24 protein-coding genes are annotated in these 21,432 nt (G+C 68.1%); 15 read left to right on the forward strand and 9 right to left on the reverse strand.

Annotated features, from left to right (window positions below; all coding sequences use genetic code 11):
* The first annotated feature begins 11 nt into the window (after positions 1-11).
* Positions 12-1,346, forward strand: a complete 1,335-nt coding sequence (locus VV02_RS09330; RefSeq protein WP_245633033.1) for a TrkH family potassium uptake protein — start codon at positions 12-14, stop codon at positions 1,344-1,346.
* Here VV02_RS09330 and VV02_RS09335 read toward each other — a convergent pair.
* Positions 1,343-1,783, reverse strand: a complete 441-nt coding sequence (locus VV02_RS09335) for an OsmC family peroxiredoxin (RefSeq protein ID WP_052591150.1) — start codon at positions 1,781-1,783, stop codon at positions 1,343-1,345. The genes VV02_RS09330 and VV02_RS09335 overlap by 4 nt on opposite strands.
* Before the next feature lie 86 nt (positions 1,784-1,869).
* Between VV02_RS09335 and VV02_RS09340 the strand changes: the two genes are divergently transcribed.
* Both VV02_RS09340 and VV02_RS09345 read left to right on the forward strand, forming a co-directional pair.
* Complete coding sequence (locus VV02_RS09340; protein WP_052591152.1) at positions 1,870-2,313, forward strand: MarR family winged helix-turn-helix transcriptional regulator; 444 nt, start codon at positions 1,870-1,872, stop codon at positions 2,311-2,313.
* A gap of 19 nt (positions 2,314-2,332) precedes the next feature.
* Entirely contained in the window at positions 2,333-3,028 is a 696-nt protein-coding gene (locus VV02_RS09345; RefSeq protein ID WP_052591154.1) for a potassium channel family protein, read from the forward strand.
* Between the two features lie 42 nt (positions 3,029-3,070).
* Here the strand turns inward: VV02_RS09345 and VV02_RS09350 are convergent, their stop codons facing one another.
* Positions 3,071-4,093 carry an alpha/beta fold hydrolase gene (locus VV02_RS09350; RefSeq protein WP_083450041.1) on the reverse strand — a complete coding sequence of 341 codons (1,023 nt, stop codon included), beginning with the start codon at positions 4,091-4,093 and terminating at the stop codon, positions 3,071-3,073.
* A gap of 126 nt (positions 4,094-4,219) precedes the next feature.
* Positions 4,220-4,354, reverse strand: a complete 135-nt coding sequence (locus VV02_RS27325) for a hypothetical protein (protein ID WP_281177295.1) — start codon at positions 4,352-4,354, stop codon at positions 4,220-4,222.
* Between VV02_RS27325 and VV02_RS09355 the strand changes: the two genes are divergently transcribed.
* From VV02_RS09355 to VV02_RS09370, 4 genes are all read left to right on the forward strand, one after another.
* Positions 4,353-5,330 carry a ribose-phosphate diphosphokinase gene (locus VV02_RS09355; protein ID WP_052591158.1) on the forward strand — a complete coding sequence of 326 codons (978 nt, stop codon included), beginning with the start codon at positions 4,353-4,355 and terminating at the stop codon, positions 5,328-5,330. The two genes, VV02_RS27325 and VV02_RS09355, sit on opposite strands and share 2 nt — an antisense overlap.
* 87 nt (positions 5,331-5,417) lie before the next feature.
* Positions 5,418-6,491, forward strand: a complete 1,074-nt coding sequence (locus tag VV02_RS09360) for a hypothetical protein (RefSeq protein ID WP_157063344.1) — start codon at positions 5,418-5,420, stop codon at positions 6,489-6,491.
* A complete protein-coding gene (locus VV02_RS09365) occupies positions 6,491-7,537 on the forward strand; it encodes a hypothetical protein (RefSeq protein WP_052591162.1) in 1,047 nt (348 codons plus the stop codon). The genes VV02_RS09360 and VV02_RS09365 overlap by 1 nt, the downstream gene beginning before the upstream one ends.
* A gap of 17 nt (positions 7,538-7,554) precedes the next feature.
* Positions 7,555-8,643 (forward strand): hypothetical protein, encoded by a 1,089-nt coding sequence (locus VV02_RS09370; protein WP_052591164.1) that lies wholly within the window; start codon positions 7,555-7,557, stop codon positions 8,641-8,643.
* Between the two features lie 15 nt (positions 8,644-8,658).
* Here VV02_RS09370 and VV02_RS09375 read toward each other — a convergent pair whose 3' ends face one another.
* Complete coding sequence (locus tag VV02_RS09375) at positions 8,659-9,576, reverse strand: NADP-dependent oxidoreductase (RefSeq protein WP_052591166.1); 918 nt, start codon at positions 9,574-9,576, stop codon at positions 8,659-8,661.
* A 103-nt stretch (positions 9,577-9,679) separates the two neighbouring features.
* Here VV02_RS09375 and VV02_RS09380 point away from each other — a divergent pair, with 103 nt between their 5' ends.
* The 4 genes from VV02_RS09380 (at position 9,680) to VV02_RS09395 (ending at position 13,045) form a co-directional block, all read left to right on the forward strand.
* Positions 9,680-10,081, forward strand: a complete 402-nt coding sequence (locus VV02_RS09380; protein ID WP_052591167.1) for a winged helix-turn-helix transcriptional regulator — start codon at positions 9,680-9,682, stop codon at positions 10,079-10,081.
* A gap of 224 nt (positions 10,082-10,305) precedes the next feature.
* Entirely contained in the window at positions 10,306-10,599 is a 294-nt protein-coding gene (gene groES / locus VV02_RS09385) for a co-chaperone GroES (protein WP_052591169.1), read from the forward strand.
* A gap of 106 nt (positions 10,600-10,705) precedes the next feature.
* On the forward strand, positions 10,706-12,316 hold the full coding sequence (groL, locus tag VV02_RS09390; protein ID WP_052591171.1) for a chaperonin GroEL: 1,611 nt from the start codon (positions 10,706-10,708) through the stop codon (positions 12,314-12,316).
* Between the two features lie 135 nt (positions 12,317-12,451).
* Entirely contained in the window at positions 12,452-13,045 is a 594-nt protein-coding gene (locus VV02_RS09395; RefSeq protein ID WP_052596769.1) for a type II toxin-antitoxin system Phd/YefM family antitoxin, read from the forward strand.
* Between the two features lie 24 nt (positions 13,046-13,069).
* On the opposite strand, the gene VV02_RS09400 is transcribed toward VV02_RS09395, so the two are convergent.
* Positions 13,070-13,303, reverse strand: a complete 234-nt coding sequence (locus VV02_RS09400; RefSeq protein ID WP_052591172.1) for an RNA-binding S4 domain-containing protein — start codon at positions 13,301-13,303, stop codon at positions 13,070-13,072.
* Positions 13,304-13,567: 264 nt separating this feature from the next.
* Here VV02_RS09400 and shbA point away from each other — a divergent pair, with 264 nt between their 5' ends.
* From shbA to VV02_RS09420, 4 genes are all read left to right on the forward strand, one after another.
* Positions 13,568-14,185 (forward strand): RNA polymerase sigma factor ShbA, encoded by a 618-nt coding sequence (gene shbA, locus VV02_RS09405; RefSeq protein WP_169787670.1) that lies wholly within the window; start codon positions 13,568-13,570, stop codon positions 14,183-14,185.
* A complete protein-coding gene (locus VV02_RS09410; protein ID WP_052591174.1) occupies positions 14,182-15,012 on the forward strand; it encodes a hypothetical protein in 831 nt (276 codons plus the stop codon). The genes shbA and VV02_RS09410 overlap by 4 nt, the downstream gene beginning before the upstream one ends.
* A gap of 82 nt (positions 15,013-15,094) precedes the next feature.
* On the forward strand, positions 15,095-16,609 hold the full coding sequence (guaB, locus tag VV02_RS09415) for an IMP dehydrogenase (RefSeq protein WP_052596772.1): 1,515 nt from the start codon (positions 15,095-15,097) through the stop codon (positions 16,607-16,609).
* A gap of 152 nt (positions 16,610-16,761) precedes the next feature.
* Positions 16,762-17,358, forward strand: a complete 597-nt coding sequence (locus tag VV02_RS09420) for a dihydrofolate reductase family protein (protein ID WP_052596774.1) — start codon at positions 16,762-16,764, stop codon at positions 17,356-17,358.
* Between the two features lie 7 nt (positions 17,359-17,365).
* Here the strand turns inward: VV02_RS09420 and VV02_RS09425 are convergent, their stop codons facing one another.
* The 4 genes from VV02_RS09425 to VV02_RS09440 all read right to left on the reverse strand — a co-directional run bounded on the left by VV02_RS09425 (position 17,366) and on the right by VV02_RS09440 (position 21,229).
* The gene (locus VV02_RS09425) at positions 17,366-17,773 is read right to left on the reverse strand and encodes a VOC family protein (protein ID WP_052591176.1); all 408 of its coding nucleotides are present in this window, start codon (positions 17,771-17,773) and stop codon (positions 17,366-17,368) included.
* Positions 17,774-17,827: 54 nt separating this feature from the next.
* Positions 17,828-18,256: a helix-turn-helix domain-containing protein gene (locus VV02_RS09430; protein WP_052591178.1), complete on the reverse strand. Its 429-nt coding sequence runs from the start codon at positions 18,254-18,256 to the stop codon at positions 17,828-17,830.
* 9 nt (positions 18,257-18,265) lie between these two features.
* Positions 18,266-18,877, reverse strand: a complete 612-nt coding sequence (locus VV02_RS09435; RefSeq protein WP_052591179.1) for a DUF2867 domain-containing protein — start codon at positions 18,875-18,877, stop codon at positions 18,266-18,268.
* A gap of 144 nt (positions 18,878-19,021) precedes the next feature.
* A complete protein-coding gene (locus VV02_RS09440) occupies positions 19,022-21,229 on the reverse strand; it encodes a tetratricopeptide repeat protein (RefSeq protein WP_083450042.1) in 2,208 nt (735 codons plus the stop codon).
* Positions 21,230-21,432: the final 203 nt, after the last annotated feature.

A 21,432-nucleotide genomic window follows, 5' to 3' on the forward strand; every position in this document is an offset into this window, starting at 1 on the left:
GCACCTGCAGCGTGGTCCGTGCATCCCTTGGCCGCCCGACCCGGATGGTGGTGCTCGCCTATCTCCTCGCGGCGGCCATCGGCACCGTGCTGCTCATGATCCCGGCGGCCACGACCCAGGAGGGCTCGGGCGACTTCCGGGATGCGCTGTTCACGAGCGTGAGCGCCGTCTGCATCACGGGTATGTCCACGGTGGACGTCTCGACCTACTGGACGCCGTTCGGGCAGAGCGTCATCCTCTGCCTGGTCCAGATCGGCGGCCTCGGCATCATGACGCTGGCCATGCTGCTGGTGCTGGTCGTACGCGGCCGGCTCGGCCTGCGTGACACGCTCGCCGCCCAGGCCGACGCGCACACGCTGACGTTCGGCGACGTACGCCGCCTGCTGCGGCGGATCGTCACCCTGTTCGTGGTCGTCGAGCTGGTCGTGGCGGTGCTGCTGACCATCAGGTTCAGGGCCGCGTACGACGCTGGCATCGGCCAGGCGCTCTGGCACGGGGTCTTCCACGGGGTGTCGTCGGTCAACAACGCCGGCTTTGCTCTCTACCCCGACGGGATGATCAGCTTCGTCGGCGACATCTGGATCATCGGCCCGCTGTGTCTCGGGGTGCTGCTGGGCGGTCTCGGCTACCCCGTGCTGTTCGAGCTGCGGCAGCGCGGCCGCCGGTACCGCCAGTGGTCGATGCACCTGCAGCTGACGATCAAGGGCACGGTTCTGCTGTTCGTGGTCGGACTGGTGGCGTTCGTCGGGTTCGAGTGGAGCAACCCGGGCACGCTCGGGCCTCTCGGCGTCTGGGACAAGACCGTCGGCGGACTGGCCGGCACGGTCTTCCCGCGGACCTCGGGATTCAACTCGGTCGACTACGCCCAGATCCGTCCCGAGACGATGACCATCAGCTACGTGCTGATGTTCATCGGTGGTGGCAGTGCGGGCACGGCAGGCGGCATCAAGCTGACGACGTTCCTGATCCTGGCCGCCGTGATGTGGGCCGAGATCCGCGGTGAGCGCGACGTCACCGTCGGCCACCGCAGGATCCCGGCCGAGACGCAGCGGCAGGCCCTCACCGTCGCGCTGCTCGGCGTCGCGTGCGTGATGCTTGGCACGATCGTCATGGTGTCGGTGACGTCGTTGCCGTTGGAGCTGGCGATGTTCGAGGTGATCTCGGCGTTCTCGACCGTAGGCCTGTCCGCGAACGTCACGCCCCAGCTGCCTGCCGCCGGTGAGGCGGTGCTGATGGTGCTGATGTTCATCGGCCGCGTCGGCATCATCACCGTGGCGTCCTCGTTGGCGTTGAGCAGCCGGCGTCGCCGCTACCAGCTGCCCGAGGAACGACCGATCGTGGGCTAGGACGCCAGCGACGCGTCCAGCGTGATCTCGACACCGGTCAGGGCCTTGCTGACCGGGCACCCGGCCTTAGCGGCTGCGGCTGCCTCGGCGAACCCATCGGCGTCCAGGCCCTCGACCTCGCCCTCGACGGTCAGGGCGATGCCCGTCAGATGGAAACCACCGGCGGGGTCCGGGCCGAGGGAGACGTCAGCCTTCACGTCAAGGGCAATCGGCGTACCTCCGGCCTCGGCGATGACCGCAGAGAGCTGCATGGCGAAGCAAGCGGAGTGCGCAGCGGCGATGAGCTCCTCGGGGCTCGTGACGCCTGCGGCGTCGTCAGCCGCGCGACGGGGGAACGACATCTCGTACGTGCCGAGGCCCGAGCTGGTCAGCTCGACCTGGCCGGAGCCGTTCTCGAGGGTGCCGTTCCAGGCAGTACGAGCGGTGCGTGTGGGCATGGTGTGCTCCTGTCATCAGGGTGGAGACTTTGCTTGCGAGCAACTAAAGTGTACACAAGGTAACTTGGGTGGCGAAGGAGATCCCGATGGCTGACGATGGACACCCGGCGCTCGCCGAGATGCTCTGCTTCGACCTGTACGCGGCGTCGCGTGCCGTGACCGCGGTCTACCGTCCGCTGCTTGCGGAGATCGGCCTGACCTACCCGCAGTACCTCGTGCTCGTGGTGCTGTGGCGCGAGAAGGAGTGCACGGTCAAGGAGCTGAGCGGCGCACTGCAGCTCGACTACGGGACGCTCACGCCGCTGCTGCGCCGGATGGAGAAGTCGGCCCTGATCACCCGCCGTCGTCGTGACGACGACGAGCGCTCGGTCACGATCAGTCTCACCGAGGCGGGCGCTGCGCTCCGGTCTCACGAGCGCCCTGTCCAGGCCAGGATCGCCAAGGCGACCGGTCTTGCCGTGACCGAGGTGGCCGAGCTGCAGCGCACCTTGCGTGCCCTCACCGCGTCCGCGGCCGACGCCGGGTCATGATGGGCCCTGTGGAGCAGACATGCCGGTGAGAAGCCGCAGACCCGACCGCAGTCGTTCGGCCCTGGTGGTCGGACTGGGCCGTTTCGGCACGTCGGTCGCGAGCAGCCTCGTGGACCAGGGCTGGGAGGTCATCGCGGTCGATGAGTCGCAGGAGCTGGTGCAGCGCTGGTCGGACGCCATCACCTTCACCGTCCAGGCCGACACGACCGATCAGGAGGCGTTGGAGCAGCTCGGCGCCGGCACCTTCGACCGCGCGGTCGTCGCGATCGGGACCGACATCGAGGCCAGCGTCCTGACGGTCGTCAACCTCGTCGACATCGGGGTGTCCGAGATCTGGGCGAAGGCCATCAACTCCCAGCACGCCCGCATCCTGCAACGGATCGGTGCGCATCACGTGGTCCTGCCGGAGTCGGCCATGGGAGCGCGGGTCGCACACATGCTGACCGGTTCCATGACCGACTACCTCGAGTTCGACGACGGGTTCGCCATCGCGCGTACGACCGCCCCTCCGTCCGCGTGCGGGCGCACCTTGGCCGAGTCGGCGTTGCGGACGAAGTTCGGCATCACCGTCGTGGGAGTGAAGGCCAGCGCCCAGGACTTCGACTACGCCCGCCCGGAGACCGTCGTCCGCAGCGGCGAGGAGCTGGTCATCTGTGGGCCGACGGCGAAGGTCGATGCGTTCTGCGCGGCCGCCAGTGCGGAGCGCGCCAGCTAGTCCGGCAGGGGAGGCCAGGCAACCCGGGGGCTGACGCTTGGCTCACGCCTGACCGAGAGCGGCTGGGCGAACGTGCTCTAGCAGCGTCACCAAGAAGTGGCCAGGCTCTTCGTACATCGCCATGTGCGCAGAGTCCTCGAACCATTCCACGGCCAGACTCGGCACGTTGAGCCGCTCGAGCCACGCCTCGACGGGCGCCGTTGGCGTCATCGCGTCGTGCCTTCCGAGCACCTGCACCATCGGCACAGGAAACGTGGCGACCTGTCGCAGGTCGAGGCCCAGGAAGTGCGGCACCAGAGCGGCCGAGGTCAGCTCATTGCCGGCTGACAACGCCTCCAGGTCGGCGGTCGTGTAATCAGGCGAAACACCCGACATGAAGTAGTCGCAGTCCGACCGGCCTGCGGCGAACCCACCGCTGCGGCCGACCCACTCGCGCTCAACGATGATCTGCGGGAGCAGGTCGGCCGCGGCGTCCGGGTAGGGGTGCAAGGCGTCGAGGGCTGCCACGCCGTCTTCGAGCCCTTGTTGCTCGGCCGCCGCGCGGGTGAGCTCCCAGCTCACCGGCTCCGCCTCCTCGAACGAGACCACCTGACCCACGCCGACGTAAACGCTGAACAGGTCGGGCGCCTGAACAACGGCGAGCGTTGCCACCGCTGAACCCCAGCTGTGCCCGCAGACCGCGACCTTCGGCACGCCCATCTCTTGGCACAACCAGCGTGCGATCTCTACCGCGTCGTCGACGTACTGCCCTAGCCGCAGCGTGGGGCGTACGACGCCGGCGTCCGTCAGTGCGTGCGTGCGACCAGCGGCACGCTGGTCGTAGTGGACGACGGTGAAATACTCCTCGACCGGCCGCTGCCACATCCACCCCGTCGGCGCCAGCGGCGTCGCAGGGCCGCCGTGGACCATCAGCAGCACGGGGTTGCGCCGGTCGCGACCGCGCATCGAGACCACGTGAGGTAGTCCGCCAGCCTCCACGACGTGGGTCTCCTGGATGCCGTGAGGCGTCACGATCCGGTTGAGCTCGGCCAGAACGGTGATCGGAGACATTTCTTCGTCGCTCATGTCCAGATAGTAGGTCTCAGGTGATCGACCGTTTGAATCTCATTGTGTAGCAAAGCAATTCGCTTGCGCGACCGAATCGGTGCCTTCGATCGAGTTGCTTCTGCAGCCCCGCCGCACAGCGGGGTCTCACCGCAGCGCATATCGCGGACCGACGACGGATGCACGTTGATAGTCCGGCGTACGGACCGCACCGCGCGCTGCCACAGCGGTGACGGCTACTCTCGCGACCATCGGCCTCGCCACGTCAAGGAGCTCCTCCATGCGCGACATCGTGGTCTTTTCCGGGTCCGCCCATCACGCCCTTGCGAGCAGCATCTGCTCCGCTCTCGGCGTGGGTCTGTCGGCCGTCGACATCAAGCGTTTCAGCAATGACTGCCTGCAGGCTCAGCTGCTGGCCAACTGTCGCCAGCGCGACGTCTACATCGTCCAGCCCCTGGTGCCGCCCACCCAGGAGCACCTCATGGAGCTGCTCCTCATGATCGACGCTGCCCGCGGTGCGTCGGCGGCCCAGATCACTGCCGTCATCCCGCACTACGCGTACGCCCGCTCGGACAAGAAGGACTCCTCCCGCATCTCGCTCGGCGGGCGTCTGGTCGCGGACATGCTGGCCACGGCGGGCGTCAGCCGGGTGCTGACGATGGCGCTGCACGCGCCTCAGGTGCACGGGTTCTTCTCGGTCCCGGTCGACCACCTGACGGCGATCGGCGTGCTGGCCGACCACTTCCGCGGCCGCGACCTCACCGACACGGTCGTGGTCTCACCCGACCTCGGCAACGCCAAGACCGCCACGCAGTTCGCGCGGCTCCTCGGCCTGCCCGTCGCGGCCGGCAGCAAGCAGCGCAAGGCCGACGACAAGGTCGTCATCGACGCGATCGTGGGTGACGTGTCCGGCCGCCGGGCCATCGTGCTCGACGACGAGATCGCCACCGGCGGTTCGGTGATCGAGCTGATGGACCGTCTCAAGGAGTTCGGCTGCACCGATGCCGCGGTCGCGTGCACGCACGGACTGTTCTCCGGTCGGGCCGTGGAGCGACTGAGCAGTCACCCGATGATCAGCGAGGTCGTCACCACGGACACCGTGCCGGCGCCCGACTGGCCCGAGCTCAAGGTGCGGTCGATCGCTGACCTGTTCGCCCAGGCGATCGCCCGCATCCACGGGGGCGAGTCCGTCAGCAGCCTGTTCGACGGGGTCGACCCGGCTCACGCCCCGCCGCAGGCGACGTTGCCGCTCGGCTGAGCCCAGGCGTACGTCCTCCGCGAGGAACCGTCGTCGCGCGCCTGGCGTCTTGTCACCATGTGGTCTTCGTGGTTCCGCAGCCGACACGTGCGCACCGCCGCTGCGCTGCTCGTCCTGCTGGCACTCATCGGCGCGTGGATCGTGCACGTGCAGGTACGTGATCGTCTCAAGGCCGGCGAGAGCCGCACTGGCGAGTACTCCCTGTCTTCTGACTTCCGCTCGAGCTCGACGTTCGAGCTGCCTGACGGCGGCCTGAGCGTCACCGTCGAGGTCGGCGAGGAAGCCACGAAGTACGACGACTGGTCGGATCGGACGCGGGTGCGGGCTCCTCGCGGTGGCCGGCTGGTCGAGGTCAGCTGGTCGCCTCAGAGCCGCCAGAGTGACCGGACGATCGGGGTCACGCAGCGCCCGAGCAGCCTCAGCCTTCGTTCCGGCGGTCGCACGATCCTGCTGGAGGGCTCGATCGAGCAGTCCGACGACACCTCCTCCGGCGAGACGAGCAAGGAGCGGCTGGTCGCGGTGCCCGGCGACCTGGCGGATCTCGAGATCGTCGCAGGGTTCGCCGGCCGACAGCAGAGCGTGCGGGTCCTGACCGGCAAGCGTGAGCTCGGCGACTTCGCGACCCTCTACCGTCCCCGCAGTGACCTGGCGCTGCAGCCCGTGGACGTCGGACCGGACAACGACCGATACGTCCGCGGCAACGGTTTTCGGTGGGAGCTCCGGCCGGTCGTCGGCCAGACCAGCCGGAGGCCCTACGTCGAAGGGCTCGGCTGGGCCGCTGCCGGGCGAGAGTGGTTCGTGGTGCAGGGGTCGGGCTACTACAGCCTCCTGGGCTCCGCCGCCGAGTGGAGCAGTGAGACCGCAACGGCGGACTACAACGCCACCCGCGTCACCACCACGGTCACGGCCAACGGCACCCGCCCGAGCCGCACGGTGACGCCGTCCCGCAACCAGCAGGACCCCTCGACCGATCGCGTGATCAGCGACCTGACCTTCTCGGTCGTCAGTGGCGCCCCGGTCACCCTCAGCACGGTCGTCGACGCACCCCTGACGCGCGATGACCGCCACGGCGCCGAGACCGAGGCGCCTAAGACCGCCACCCTGCACCGGACCTCCGTACTGGCCTACCCCGGCGTCGTTGACCCACGAAAGGCTTCCTGATGAGCACCTCGGATGCGGCAACGGGCGCCGGGGGTGCCGGCCGACGATGGCAGCTGTGGACGGCCGCCGTCGTACTCCTCGTCCTCGTGGTCGGTGTGGCGACCTGGCGCCTCACCAGGGACGACGTCCACATCGGCGACCGGCTGGACAACGCCACGTTCTTCAACGACCAGTCCGAGGATCGGATGATGTCGGTGTCGCTTCCGCTGACCGCTCTGAGCCTCCAGGTCGGCGTCGGCCGCACGATCGGCCCCTCCGATGACCGGCTCACCGCGCCGGACGGTGCGACCTTCGTCAAGGTGTCCTGGTCGCCGACGACCTACAGCGGGACCCCGCCTGTCTGGCCGCTGGCGACGGTGGCTCAGCGGCGCGACCCGGGTTCCGCGCTCGCCCTTGTCGCCGGAGGCCAGCGTTATCCGCTCGTCACCGGTCTGACGGCCGCCGACCAAGGGTCCTCCGCCGTGGTGGTCGCCAAGGGCGACGGCTCGGACGTACGGATCGAGGCGACGTACGCCGGCCGCACCGTCACGTCGACCGTGCGCAGCGAGCCGAGCACGGCGTCCGCCATCAAGCGGCCCTCCCTCGACGCGAATCGTGGTTGCGACGCGGCGCCACCGGACACGTTCTTGTGGGTCTCGTGCACCGTCCGCTTCCACCGCGGCCTCTATGTGCCCGGACTCGGCGCGGCTCCGGCCGGTCAGGAGTGGCTCCTGGTCCACAGCAGCTCGGCGTCCCGCAAGGAGGACCGGGCCAGGCAGTACAAGAATCATCAAGGTGCGGAGTACCTGCCGTCCGGGCCTGCATCGTTCACGGTCTCCGTCGGCTCCGCGGCGCCTGCGCGTCAGGTCGGCCGCGATGTCGTGTCCGGCGATCGCGTACGACTCGCTGACCGGGCCTTCCTCGTGCCGGCCGGGAAGCCCGTCGCGATCCGCACCCGCTACCGCCTGCCCATGACGCTGGACGCCGAGCGCAGCGAGTGGAAGTCGGCGCCGAAGACCTACCTGATCGATGTCGGGTCCTCCGGGACCTACACGGACGTCGAGTAGCCCTACAGTCCGATCCCATGTCGTCCTCCCCTGAGCCATCCGTACGTCGCACGCGAGTCGCGCTGCTGGCTGGGCTGGCCGTCGTCGTGCTTGCGGCAGTCGCCGCACTGGGCGCGTGGTCGGTCCTGAAGGATCGTGCCGAGGCCGGTCAGGTGATCCGCGGCGGTCTCACAGACGTCTCGGGCCGCTCCCGGCCGGTGCTGCTGCCTCTCGGACAGGTCGACGTCACGGTCAGTGAGCCGGTCGAGTCCGTGCCTGAGGGAGCGTCTGTCGATGCTCCGCGTGCGCCGTGGGGCGGCAGCTTCGTCGGTGTGAGCTGGGAGACGGGCTACATGGGCGGCTTCCCGACCTGGGCCACCGTGCCGCTGGGGATGGCGCCTGTGCAGCCGCACGTGCACCTCGTCGTCGGCGGTCATCGCTACCCCGTGCCGGGAGCGAGCGGCGGCGACATCGTCGGTCGGCGCAAGGAGACCATCCACGGTGAGGGGAAGGCGTGGATCGCCGTCGACGGCGAGCCCAAGCAGCCGGTCATCGAGATCGAGTACGACGGTGTCACGCAGCGCGTGGACATCGCCACCGGTCGACGTGAGTCGGGTCGGGCTGCGCCGCTGTACTCCCTGGATCGTCAAGGCGCCCACTTCCGGACCTGCCCGGCGCCCCGGATCAGTGGCCTCGGCGGTGTGCTGTCGGTGGACGCGAAGTGCGGGGTCGCGACACCGCTGCGACTGCCGTACGTCTCGGGCCTGGGTTGGGCGAAGCCCGGCCGTGAGTGGGCGGTCATCAACGCATCCGTGTCGTTGCCGAGCGATGGGGAGTGGCGTGCCGCGGCCGGCTCCGGCCCGGCCGCTGACTACGACCTGGAGCCGGTGAGCACGACGTTCACTCTCGACGGTCGAGCGCCGCGACCCACGCCCGAGCTCAAGGACGCGGCGTTCGACGCCACGCGTGGCACCGGCTCGGTGGTTTTCGACGTGCCCGTGAACGGCACGGGCACGCTGCGGATCATGCAGCGGGCGCGGGCCGAGCTCGACGACGTGAACGGCGCACGGCCGCCCCAGAGCGATGCGTCGATCATCCTCGACCGGGCGATGACGCTCGCACCTTGAGGCGGCCGACCGCGCTCACGGCACGAGCACGTAGCGGCCCCTGACGCCGCCCGCCGCAACCTTGTCCAGCGCGACCGCGACATCGGCCAGCGGCACGGTCGCGTGCACACGGGTCGGCAGCGTGCCCGCCACAGTGAGGTCGAGCAGCCGCTGCTGCCGCGCACGATCCGCGTGCACCTTGACCGCCGCGGTCGTGATCCCGCGTACGGAGGCGGGGACGTTCGCAGGCACCACGCCGACGTAGTGACCGCCGTCCCGCACCACGGCGAGGACCGGGTCGACGAGTGCAGCGGCATCGAAGGCCGCATCGACCGACGACACCTCGTCCACGGAGGCGATCGGTCGGGCGCCGGCGTCTGCCACCGCGTCGCGGTCGGACTCCCGTGCCAGCCCGACGACCTCCCAGCCGGCCAAGACGGCGAGACGGACGGCGTACTCGCCCACGGCGCCCGCGGCGCCCGTGACGAGCAGGGTGCGGCCATCGGCCTCGCCCAGCAGGTCCAGCGCCTGGTCCGCGGTGAGTGAGTTCATCGGAACCGTTGCGGCCGCGACGAGATCCAGCTCTTCGGGTACGACGACCGCGGCCTCCGCGGGGACCAGGACCTGGTCGGCGTACGGCCCCGTAGCGTGGTCGAGGCCCTCGTGCAGTGCGGCGACGCGCGTCCCGACCGCCAGTTCCGGGTGCTCGCGGGCCGCGTCGGCACCGACAGCGGTGATCCGGCCGGCGATGTCCCAGCCCAGGCCGGTGTGCTCCGGCTGGTCGATCCAGCCGATGCTGTGGAAGAAGCCCGAGACCACCATCAGGTCGACGGGGTTGACCGTCGCCCCTTCGACCGCGATGCGGATCTCGTGCGGTGCGGGTTCGGGAGTGGCGACCTCGATCACCTCGACCGAGGCGTCGGGGCCGGGAGTACGGACGACGGCTGCGCGCATGACTGCTCCTTCGTGAATGGATGACATGGCGGCTACTCTGAGTCAGGCACTCTCTCGTGGGAAGTAGGCACCTGAGAGTGCGTAACCAACGCAAGGGGATGTGATGGCCACCAAGACCGCCGCTCGCCGCCGCACCGAGGCCAAGGTCGAGTACGACGCGTTCATGGCCGCGTGCAAGAGCCGTCAGCTGCTCGACCGGCTCACGGACAAGTGGGTGACGCTGGTGATCAGTGCGCTCAGCGAGCGGGACATGCGCTACTCCGAGCTGTCGCGCCGGGTCGCCGGCGTCAGCCAGAAGATGCTGACCCAGACGCTGCGCAACCTCGAGCGCGACGGTCTCGTGACGCGCACCGTCACGGCCACCGTGCCGGTCACGGTCGACTACGCCCTGACCGACCTCGGAGGCTCGCTGCACACGGTTGTTCAGCACCTCAAGGACTGGGCCGAGGACAACATGGACGACGTACTGGCCGCCCGGGAGGCGCACGACCGGCGTACGGCCTGACCGGGGAGCGCCTCCTGATCGCGAGACGCTCTGGCACTCGAGTTGACCGAGTGCTAATCGCGACTTAGATTCGGACTTGGCACTCGCCTGGGGCAAGTGCCAGCCACGGTACGAGCACCGACCCCCGCGACGGCGGCGCTCGTGACCAGCCGGCACGACCCAGGCGTCACGTATCCACACCTGCCCGTCTGGGCAGGCCTTTCACGCATAAGGAAGGTCACACCGTGTCGGTGAACATCAAGCCGCTCGAGGACCGCATCGTGGTCAAGTCGGTCGAGGCCGAGCAGACGACGGCGTCCGGTCTCGTCATCCCGGACACTGCCAAGGAGAAGCCCCAGGAGGGCGAGGTCCTGGCCATCGGTCCGGGTCGCATCGACGACAACGGCCAGCGCGTCCCGCTCGATGTCGCGGTCGGCGACAAGGTCATCTACAGCAAGTACGGCGGCACTGAGGTCAAGTACGCCGGCGAGGAGCTGCTCATCCTCTCGGCCCGCGACGTGCTCGCGGTCCTCGCCTGAGTCGACATCTCGTCTGCGACGTACGCCCCGGTCCCGCTGCCATCAGCAGCCGGGGGCGGGGCGTACGTCGTACCCCGCTCTTTGAATCGCATCCGGAAGGAACAGCATGGCTAAGCAGCTGGAGTTCAACGACTCCGCGCGCAAGTCGTTGGAGCGTGGCGTCGACGCCCTCGCCAACGCGGTCAAGGTGACGCTCGGCCCCAAGGGCCGCAACGTCGTCATCGACAAGAAGTGGGGCGCCCCCACGATCACCAACGACGGTGTCACCATCGCTCGCGAGGTCGAGCTGGACGACCCGTACGAGAACCTTGGCGCGCAGCTCGCCAAGGAGGTCGCCACCAAGACCAACGACGTCGCCGGTGACGGTACGACGACGGCCACGGTGCTGGCCCAGGCCCTGGTCAAGGAGGGCCTGCGCAACGTTGCTGCCGGTGCCGGTCCGGCCGGGCTCAAGCGCGGTATCGACCAGGCGGTCGAGGCCATCAACGAGCGCCTGCTGAGCAACGCGCGTGAGGTCGAGGGCAAGGACGAGATCGCGCAGGTCGCGACCCTGTCCGCGCAGGACCCGACCATCGGTGGGCTCATCGCCGACGCGTTCGACAAGGTCGGCAAGGACGGCGTCATCACCGTCGAGGAGTCCTCGACGACGGCGACCGAGCTCGACTTCACCGAGGGCATGCAGTTCGACAAGGGCTACCTGTCGCAGTACTTCATCACCGACGCTGAGCGCATGGAGACCGTCCTCGAGGACGCCTACATCCTCATCAACCAGGGCAAGATCTCTTCGATCGCCGACGTCCTGCCGCTGCTGGAGAAGGTCGTCCAGGCCGGCAAGCCGCTGGTGATCATCGCTGAGGACGTCGAGGGCGAGGCCCTGTCGACGCTGGTCGTCAACAAGATCCGTGGCACGTTCAACGTGGCCGCGGTCAAGGCGCCCGGCTTCGGCGACCGCCGCAAGGCCATGCTGCAGGACCTCGCGATCCTGACCGGTGGCCAGGTCATCGCCGAAGAGGTCGGTCTCAAGCTCGACCAGGTCGACCTGGACGTGCTGGGTCAGGCTCGTCGTGTCGTCCTCACCAAGGACACGACCACGATCATCGACGGCGCCGGTGAGTCCGCTGACGTCGACGGTCGCGTCAAGGAGCTCAAGGCCGAGATCGAGCGGACCGACTCCGACTGGGACCGCGAGAAGCTCCAGGAGCGTCTCGCCAAGCTTGCCGGCGGCGTGTGCGTCATCAAGGTCGGCGCCCACACCGAGGTCGAGCTCAAGGAGAAGAAGCACCGCATCGAGGACGCCATCTCGGCGACCCGTGCAGCGATCGAGGAGGGCATCGTCGCCGGCGGCGGCTCGGCCCTCATCCACGCTGCTGCCGCGCTGCAGAACCTCGCGCTCGAGGGTGACGAGGCGACCGGCTCCGCACTGGTCGGCAAGGCTGTTGCCGAGCCGCTGCGCTGGATCGCCGAGAACGCCGGCCTCGAGGGCTACGTCGCTGTCTCCAAGGTCAAGGAGCTGGAGGTCGGCAACGGTCTCAACGCCGCGACCGGCGAGTACGGCGACCTGATCAAGGCCGGCGTCATCGACCCGGTCAAGGTCACGCGTTCCGCGCTGATCAACGCTGCCTCGATCGCGTCGATGGTGCTCACCACCGACACGCTCGTCGTGGACAAGCCCGAAGAGGATGAGCCGGCCGCTGCCGGTCACGGTCACGGCCACTGAGGCCCGCTAGCCGTACGCCTCACTGAGGGGCCGGCGTCGTCCGAGTGCAGACTCGGACGACGCCGGCCCTTCTTCGTCCCCAGGGGCCCACTGGTGGCCGATGATGGCTGCGACGACGAGGTGCGAGGGGGAGCGGTGAGCAGACAGATCGACGCGGGGCAGCTGTCCGAGCAGGTGCTCGACCTGATCGCCGGCCTACAGCCGGGCGACGACCTGGTGATCACGCGCGCCGGCGAGCCCATCGCGACGATCACGCCCTACGACAGCGTCCTCGAGGGCACGGTCATGCTGCCGGACGCACCGGCCGACGTGCCGCCCAGCACGGCGTACGACGGAGTCACGGTGGTGGCCACGGCGATGAAGCTGTCGGCCGAGGCACGCAGCCGCCTGTCGGCCGAGATGGGCGGCGAGGTCGCCGTGATCGACATGATGGATGTGGTGCCCGGCATCGAGGTCAATGTCCTGCTGATCCCGGCGGCGAGCGCGCACGCCGTGGGCATCCTGAGGCGGCAGTTCCCCGTGGCTCGGATCGTCGTCACGGAGATCGAGGACGAAGAGCTCAACGTCAGCTACGCGGGGCCGGTGCGGCGCCTGCTCGAGGCCGGCGCTGACTCCTACTTGGCGTCCTCGACGATTAGCCACCTCGCCACACAGCTCGAGGCGGAGGTCCTACCGGCACGTCGTCAGCTCGAGAGTGGCGGGGGAGCCCGGTACGAGCTGGAGGGCTGACGGGACAGCGCACCCCGGCGGTGCTCAGGGTTCGGACCGGACCACCGTCATCACGGCGCCGGGCAGCTCGACACGTGACCCAGGGCGTACTTGCCGGGCCCGGCGCGTCTCGACCTCGCCGTCGACGCTCACCCGGCCGGTCTGGATCAGCTCGCGCGCCTCGGCGCCGTCCTCGACCAGACCGGACAGCTTGAGCAGCTGTCCGAGCTTGATGGCCTCGTCGCGGATAGGGACCTCGATGACCGGTTCGGACGTCATGGAGGCATCGTGTCATCCCGAATCTTTGCCAAAGGCTGCAAAACACCCTCTTGCCGACGGCCGCGGGATCGGTCAGTGTTTAGCGCCTGGAGCTCGCGCAGTTTGGCCTCCACCGTTTGACGTATGCCGGGTGCATCTGTCTACGGTGACTGCGCTAGTTGACGTTGCGACGAGTTGGACGGAGGCCTGGTGCGCTCGGGCAGTACGAACGCGGGTGAAATTTCCCCTGCTGGAGACGCATGGAGCAGCGCCACAGACTCGTCAGTGTCCAAGCGCGTAACGCTTTATCAATCCCAGGCGATAGATGGACAGATTGCGCAGGTTCCCCTGCGCGACCTGGCAGCTGCCGCTCGGGAGGGCGACCAGTCTGCAGTCGATCAGTTGATGGGGGCAGTGCATCAGATCGCGGTTCGGTACGCCCGAGCCCGGCTGGGCGCTTTTCCCGGAGCAGCGGACGCCGCACAGGATGCGGCACAGGAGGTGTGCGTGGCCGTGCTGACAGCGCTCCCTCGCTATGCCGACCGTGGCGTCCCCTTCGAGGCCTTCGTCTACCGCATCGCTTCGCACAAGGTGGCCGACGTCCAGCGTGGCGTGATCCGCCGTCCGGTGCCCACCGAGGACGTCCCGGACACGGTCGACCTCTCGGCCGGTCCGGAGGAGTCCGCGCTGCGCGCAGATCAGGCCGCCCGCGTCTGGTCTCTCATGGACAAGCTCTCGCCGCAGCACCGCGAGATCATCACGCTTCGAGTCGCCGTCGGCATGTCCGCGGAGGAGACCGCGCAGGCCCTGGGCATGACGGCCGGCGCCGTTCGCGTTGCTCAGCACCGCGCGCTCGGCCGGCTGCGCGACATGATCGAGAACGACGATCAGGGGCTGCGATGACACCGCCCTCTATCGATCGCATTCGCAAGGACGACCAGTTCCTGGACGCCCTTGGTGGGCGCGGTGGCCCCGCAGACGGTTCTGACCTCTCGGGCCTCCTGCAGTCGTGGGTCGATGAGATCGACAGCACGCCGGCTGCCAGCTCCGCAGGCGCCAAGCGGATGCGTCGCCGCCTGCTGCAGACCGGCGCTGCCGCTGGTCTGGCGTTCGCCACACTTTCGGTGAGCTCGATGGCCGCGGCCGTCACCGGCACCCAGGTTCCCGTGCTCTACCAGCTCGGCTCGATGGCTGGCGGCATCTTCGGCGGCACGACTCAGCAGCCCGCGCAGAGCCTGCTGGGCTCGGGCAGCTCCACCAGCAGCGACGGTTCCAACGAGGCCGGGTCAACCGACTCCTCCTCGGAGGACGGCAGCTCCAGTACCTACGGTCCGCCGGTGCCGAGCAGCAGCGCGACCGCTCTGCCACAGCTGCCGGATCCGTCCGGCAACTGGCCCGGCACCGGTCAGCGGCCGCCGTCCGAGGCCACGTCCTCGGACGGGACGTCCACCTCGTCGAGTTCTGACGGCTCGTCCACGTCGGGCACCCCGACGGGCACACCGACGTCGACCAGCACCCGCACCGGACCTGCTCCGGTGCCGACCACGACCCCCACGACCAGCCCACGGCGCAAGCCGCCGCCCACGCACCCTGGGGATCCGACGAGCACGTTGCCGTCGTCGACCTCGAGTGGCTGGTGGCCCTTCCCGTGGCCGACGCTGACGCTGCCGCTCAATCTGCCCACCAGCAGCTCGACGTCCAGCCTGTCCACGTCCAGCACTGCCAACTGATTCGTCCGCTGTCGGGGACCACTGGTGTGGCACCTACAATTGGGCAATGGTCTCCTCGCCCGATCAGTCCGCGGTGCCGCCCATGAGTGAGCAGCCTTCGATCCCAGCGCATTTCGGCCAGCTCGGGCTGACTTACGACGACGTCCTCCTGCTGCCCGGAGAGACCGACGTCATCCCCAGTGAGGTGGACACCACCGCACGCCTCACGCGTGAGCTGTCGATCCGCGTCCCGCTCATCTCTGCGGCAATGGACACCGTGACCGAGTCCCGGATGGCGATTGCCATGGCGCGACAGGGCGGCATCGGTGTCCTGCACCGCAACCTGTCGATCGAGGACCAGGCCGAGCAGGTCGACCTCGTCAAGCGCACCCAGACGGGCATCATCTCCAACCCGGTGACCATCGGCGCTGACGCGACGCTGGAGGACCTCGACGAGACCTGCGGCCGCTATCGCGTCTCGGGGCTTCCCGTCGTCGATGTCGATGACCACCTGATCGGCATCTGTACCAACCGCGACCTGCGCTTCACCCCGGTTGCCGAGTGGGCGACCACCAAGGTCGGCGAGGTCATGACCCCGATGCCGCTGGTGACGGCTCCGGTCGGCATCAGTCGCGAGGACGCGACGGCGCTGCTGCGCCAGCACAAGCGGGAGCGGCTGCCGATCGTCGATGACAGCGGTCGGCTCGCAGGGCTCATCACCGTCAAGGACTTCGTGAAGTCCGAGCAGTTCCCCCAGGCCTCCAAGGATGCTGACGGCCGTCTGCTCGTGGCCGGCGCGGTCGGCTACTTCGGCGACGCGTGGGAGCGTGCGGCCACGCTGGTCGAGGCCGGCGTCGATGTCCTCGTGCCCGATGTCGCCAACGGTCACGCGCGTCTCATGCTCGACATGATCCGCAAGCTCAAGTCCGACCCGGCCACCAAGCACGTCCAGGTGATCGGCGGCAACGTCGCCACCCGCGCGGGTGCGCAGGCGCTGGTCGATGCCGGCGTGGACGCGGTCAAGGTCGGCGTGGGTCCTGGCTCGATCTGTACGACTCGTGTCGTCGCCGGTGTGGGCGTGCCTCAGGTGACCGCGATCTACGACGCCGCACTCGCGTGCAAGGCGGCCGGTGTCCCCGTCATCGGCGATGGCGGTCTGCAGCACTCCGGTGACATCGCCAAGGCCCTGGTCGCTGGTGCGGACACCGTGATGGTCGGCTCATTGCTCGCCGGGTGCGAGGAGTCTCCGGGCGAGCTGGTGCTGGTCAATGGCAAGCAGTTCAAGGCGTACCGCGGCATGGGCTCGATGGGTGCCATGGCCTCGCGGGGCAAGAAGTCCTTCTCCAAGGACCGCTACTTCCAGGCCGACGTCGCCAGCGATGACGAGCTGGTGCCCGAGGGCATCGAGGGTCGGGTGCCCTACCGCGGCCCGCTGGGCACCGTCGTCCACCAGCTCGTCGGCGGTCTGCACCAGTCGATGTTCTACGTCGGTGCGCGCACCGTGCCCGAGCTGAAGGAGCGCGGTCAGTTCGTCCGCATCACGACGGCCGGGCTCAAGGAGTCCCACCCGCACGACGTGCAGGGCATCGTCGAGGCGCCCAACTACAGCGGGCGCTAGCCCCAGCTGTTCCCCGTACGCCGCCGGTCACCCCTCGGGGAGACCGGCGGCTTTCGTCGTACCCCAGCGAGGTTATTCAACCAAATGGTTGACGACGTGTGGCTTGACGCGTACGGTCGTACTCAACCAATCAGTTGAGGACGGTGATCGTGATGAGCACGGTGATCATGCAGGCGGTGTGCTCCGTGGACGGGTTCATCGCCGACGAGAACGACCAGATCGGCACGATGTTCGAGTGGTACGACAACGGCGACGTCGAGCTGCCGCTCTTCGAGGGCACGATGATCACCCACCTGTCGCAGGCCTCGGCGGACTACCTCAAGCCGTTCTGGGACCAGATCAAGGTGACGATCATCGGACGGCGCCTGTTCGACATCACTCACGGCTGGGGCGGCCGGCCGCCGACCGGTGATCACGTGATCGTGGTCAGTCACCGCCCGCCGCCCGCCGAGTGGCTGGAGGAGTTCCCCGATGCGCCCTACATCTTCGCGACCAGCGTCGAGGATGGCATCGCCAAGGCGAAGGAGCTCGCCGGCGACGGCATCGTGTGTGTCTGCGCGGGTGACGTGGCGGGCCAGGCGTTCGCGGCCGGACTGGTCGATGAGGTCGAAATGGATGTCGCACCAGCGGTTTTCGGATCCGGCAAGCGCTTCTTCGGATCGTACGACGGCGCCGAGGTCGTCCTCGAGGACCCGACCGTGGTGCAGGGTGACCGAGTCACCCACGTGCGCTACCAGGTCCGCCGCTGACTCGACCTCACGCGTTGAGCTGGCCGATGCGGAGGTTGTTGCCGAACGGGTCGCGGATGCCGAAGTCCGTGCCGTACGGCTGCTCCATCGGCTCCTGGGTGATGTCGACTCCCGCTGCTTGCATCTTCTCGAACGCCGCGTGTACGTCGTCGGTCGTGAAGGTGAGCCAGCCGCCGCCGGCGCCCTTGGTGACCATCTCGCGGATCTGCTCGGCGGTGGCGTCGTCCCAGCCGGGAGGGCCGGGCTTCTCCAGGAAGATCTCGTGTGTGTCCCCGGGGACCCGGACACTGAGCCAGCGCATCGGTCCGAAGTCGGTGTCGACCGCGACCTCGAGACCGAGGACGCCGACGTAGAAGTCCTTCGCCTGATCCTGGTCGAGGACGAAGATCTGGGAAAGGTTGTTGCGAGTCAACATGATTCGGCTCCTTGATGAGTGATGAATCTGGTCCGTACTTCGATGAGACAGACGCTATTCGGGTCGCTCGGAGCGTGCTTCTCCAAAACTGCTCGGCCTGTTCCAGCGCATTGCGAACATCGTCGGAGCGACGTGGGGGAGGCCGCGCGTTCGTACGCGATAGGCGGTCGGCGTCTCGCCGACGATGGCGGTGAAGGTGCGGCTGAACGTACCGAGGCTGGTGAACCCGACTGCCATGCAGATGTCGGTCACGGAGTCGTGCTTGTGCTGCAGCAGGAACATCGCCCGCTCGACGCGGCGGCGCTGCAGGTATCGGTAGGGAGGTTCGCCGAAGACGCGTTTGAACTCGCGGATGAAGTGCGCCTGGGACATCAGCGCGACGCGAGCGAGCTCGGCGACCTGCAGCGGCTCGGCGAACGTGCGGTCCATCCGGTCGCGAGCGCGCAGCAGCCGGCGATTGGTGTCCTCGACCTCGCGGCTCACCGCCTCAGGCTAGGCGCTCGTCCGCCGCACCGCCTCCCAGTCAGACGCGATGCCGCGCAGGAGCGCCGGGTAGACCACGAAGTGGCGGATCGGCTTGATTCCGGCCATGTAGAGCCGCCCGAAGAGGCCGTTCGGCTTGGTCAGGACGGCCATCTGACCGCGGTAGCTGCCGTCCGGCGTACGGACCCAGCTGTAGTGGGCGAGCGCGTGCACGGTCTTGTTGGCGAGCTCGTCGACGAACTCGTTCTCGGTCAGGTAGACGGGGCGGAAGGGCGCGTTCGGTGTCTCCGGTCCGGCGGGACCGTCGCGCAGGTCCTGGGGGAGGCGTTCGCGCAGAGAGTGAACGCGCTGTTCGAGCCCGTCGTCGTCGCCGTCCCAGCCTAGGAGTGCGCCGAGCTTCCAGCGGATGGAGAGCATCGTGCGTACGACGAACGAGGAGTTGTCGTACGCGTCGGCCGCGGCGCACAGCTCCAGCAGGTAGCGGAAGTCGTCCGGTCCGCCCGGGGTCGGCAGAGCCCAGACGTCCTCGACGATGAAGTCCGGCGCGATCTCGTGGATACGCCAGGGCTGGTCGGTGTGTGCGCTGGGCGGGAGCCGTACGCCGGTGCGTTCAGTGCTCATGTGACTCACGATGGCGGTGGTGGCCCTTCCGTCGCCTCCCGCTCGCGCGCGACGCGCTCACCCGTCCGAGGGAGCCCGGCCGTAAACGTAAGGACCTCCAAGAGGCCAGGCTCCTGAAATCCGGCATGAAGCTGCAGTCGAAACTCACTCATCAGTTGCGATCTGTAGACCGCTCAACTCAGCTCGCAATTCCTTTGCTTCCGCCTTGCAGCCGACCTCGACCAGGAAGATGATGTAGTTGGCTAATGACATCGCCAGGTCGGGGGTGTAGGCCGCGGCATTCTGGGCGACCAGCCTGCGGCGCAGGCGGATGGCTTCCGCGGCCGGGCCCAGGGACTCGGCGCGTCGGCCGACCTCAGTCAGCCGGACGGCGTAGTTGTGCAACGACGCCGCCAGGTCGGGGGTGTATGCGGCCGGATTCTCAGTGACCAGCGCGCGGCGCAAGGTGACGGCCTCGTGGGCACGAGTCAGGGCCTCTGGGTGACGGCCTACCGCAGCGAGTCGATTAGCGTAGTTGTGCAATGACAACGCCAGATCGAGGTTGTAGGCGGCGGAGTTCTTGGTGGCTAGGGACCGGTAGAAGTTGACGGCCTCTTCTGCGGGCGCCAGGGCCGCTGGGTGGCGGCCTGCTTCGGCGAGTCGGTTGGCGTAGTTCTGCAACGCTCCCGCGAGGTCTGGGGTGTATGTGTCGGGGCTCTCGGTGGCTAGGGACCGGTAGAAGTTGACGGCCTCTTCTGCGGGCGTCAGGGCTTCGGCGCTGCGGCCTTCCTCGGCGAGTCGGTTGGCGTAGTTGTTTAACGCTCCCGCGAGGTCTGGGGTGTGGCCGGCCGGGTTCTCGATGACAAGGGCGCGGCGCAAGGTGACGGCTTCCTTGGCCGGTGCCACAGCTTCGGCGCGGCGGCCCTCTTCGGCGAGCCGGTTGGAGTAGTTCGTCAACGACATCGCGAGGGCGGGTGTGTAGGCGCCGAGGTTCTCGGTGGCCAAGGTTCGGTAGAAGGTGACGGCTTCCTCGGCAGGGGCGAGGGCGTCGGTGCGGCGGCCTACCTCGGCGAGCTGGTTGGAGTAGTTGGTCAATGAACCCGCCAGGCCGCTCGTGTAGGCGCCCGGGTTCTCGGTTGCCAGGGTTCGGTAGAAGGTGACGGCTTCCTCGGCAGGGGCGAGGGCGTCGGTGCGGCGGCCAACTTCGGCGAGCCGGTTGGCATGATTGATCAAGGACATCGCGAGGACGGGTGTGTAGGCGGCTGGGCTTTCGGTGGCCAGCGTTCGGTAGAAGGTGACGGCCTCCTCGGCAGGGGCCAGGGCGTCGGTGCGGCGGCCGACCGCGGCGAGTCGGTTTGCGTAGTTGGTCAATGATCCTGCGAGGTCGGGGGTGTAGGCGGCGGGGTTGTCAGTGGCAAGCGCGCGGCGCAAGGCGACGGTTTCCTCGGCGGGGGCGAGGGCTTCTGTATGACGCCCTACCGCGGCGAGCCGGCTGGCGTAGTTGTTCAACGCTCCCGCGAGATCGACGGAGTAGGCGGCCGGGTCCTCGGCGGCCAGGGTTCGGTAGGAAGTGAGGGCGTCCTCGGCGGGAGCCAAGGCGTCTATGTGGCGGCCGACTCCGGCGAGCCGGTTGGCGTAGTTGTTCAACGACATCGCGAGGTCGGTGTTGTAAGCGGCCGGGTCCTCGGCGGCCAGGGTTCGGTAGGAGGTCAGGGCCTCCTGGGCGCAGGTCAGGGCTTCTATATGGCGGCCAACTTCCGTGAGGATGTTGCCGTAGTTGTTCAACGCTCCCGCGAGGTCGGGGGTGTAGGCATCCGGATCCATCCTGGCCAGATCCTGGTACGAAGTGACGGCTTCCTTGGCAGGGGCGAGGGCGTCGGTGCGACGGCCTACCTCGGCGAGTCGGCTGGAGTAGTTGTTCAACGCCATCGCAAGGTTGGGGGCGTAGGCGGCCGGATTCTGGGTACTGAGAACTCGAAAGGATCTGACAGCCTCCTCCGCCGGGGCCACGGCTTCCGTCCGGCGTCCGGCTTGGGCGAGTCGGTTGGCGTAGTTGTTTAGTGATCCCGCGAGGTCGTGAGCGTAGATGGCTGGTGCTTCCTTGGCGAGCGCTCGATAGGTGTCTGATGCGGCGCGCGCCAGGGAGAGTGCCAAGGCGGCAAGAACGTGATTGCTGCCGGGAACGGAGCTGTCTGCCGCCGACAGGTCGTTCGGGGGAAGGCGCGTTCCGACGGCATCTGTCAGGCTTGCGAGAGCGGCAGGGACGCAAATTAGACGTGCTCGATACCGTTCCCGGTCGGTTGATTCACAAACTGCATGCTTGACCAATGGAATCAATCGACCCGAAAGAACTGATACTACGGTCTCAGCCATTTGCTCTGAGTCTGCGAGAGCACGTGGAAGCACGACAAGCGGCCGTTCTAGGATTGAAGAGTGGCGTTGAGGATCGAGCACCGCCTCAATAGCAGCGAAGCAAGAAGAAAGTTTGATTGAGACCAGATATTCCCCAAGCGTATCCGGTTCGAGTTGGCCCCAGCGGGGAGGCTGGGGTGTGTCCGCTTCGGTCGGGTAGATCC

Source organism: Luteipulveratus mongoliensis, assembly GCF_001190945.1.
Classification (GTDB): Bacteria; Actinomycetota; Actinomycetes; order Actinomycetales; family Dermatophilaceae; genus Luteipulveratus; species Luteipulveratus mongoliensis.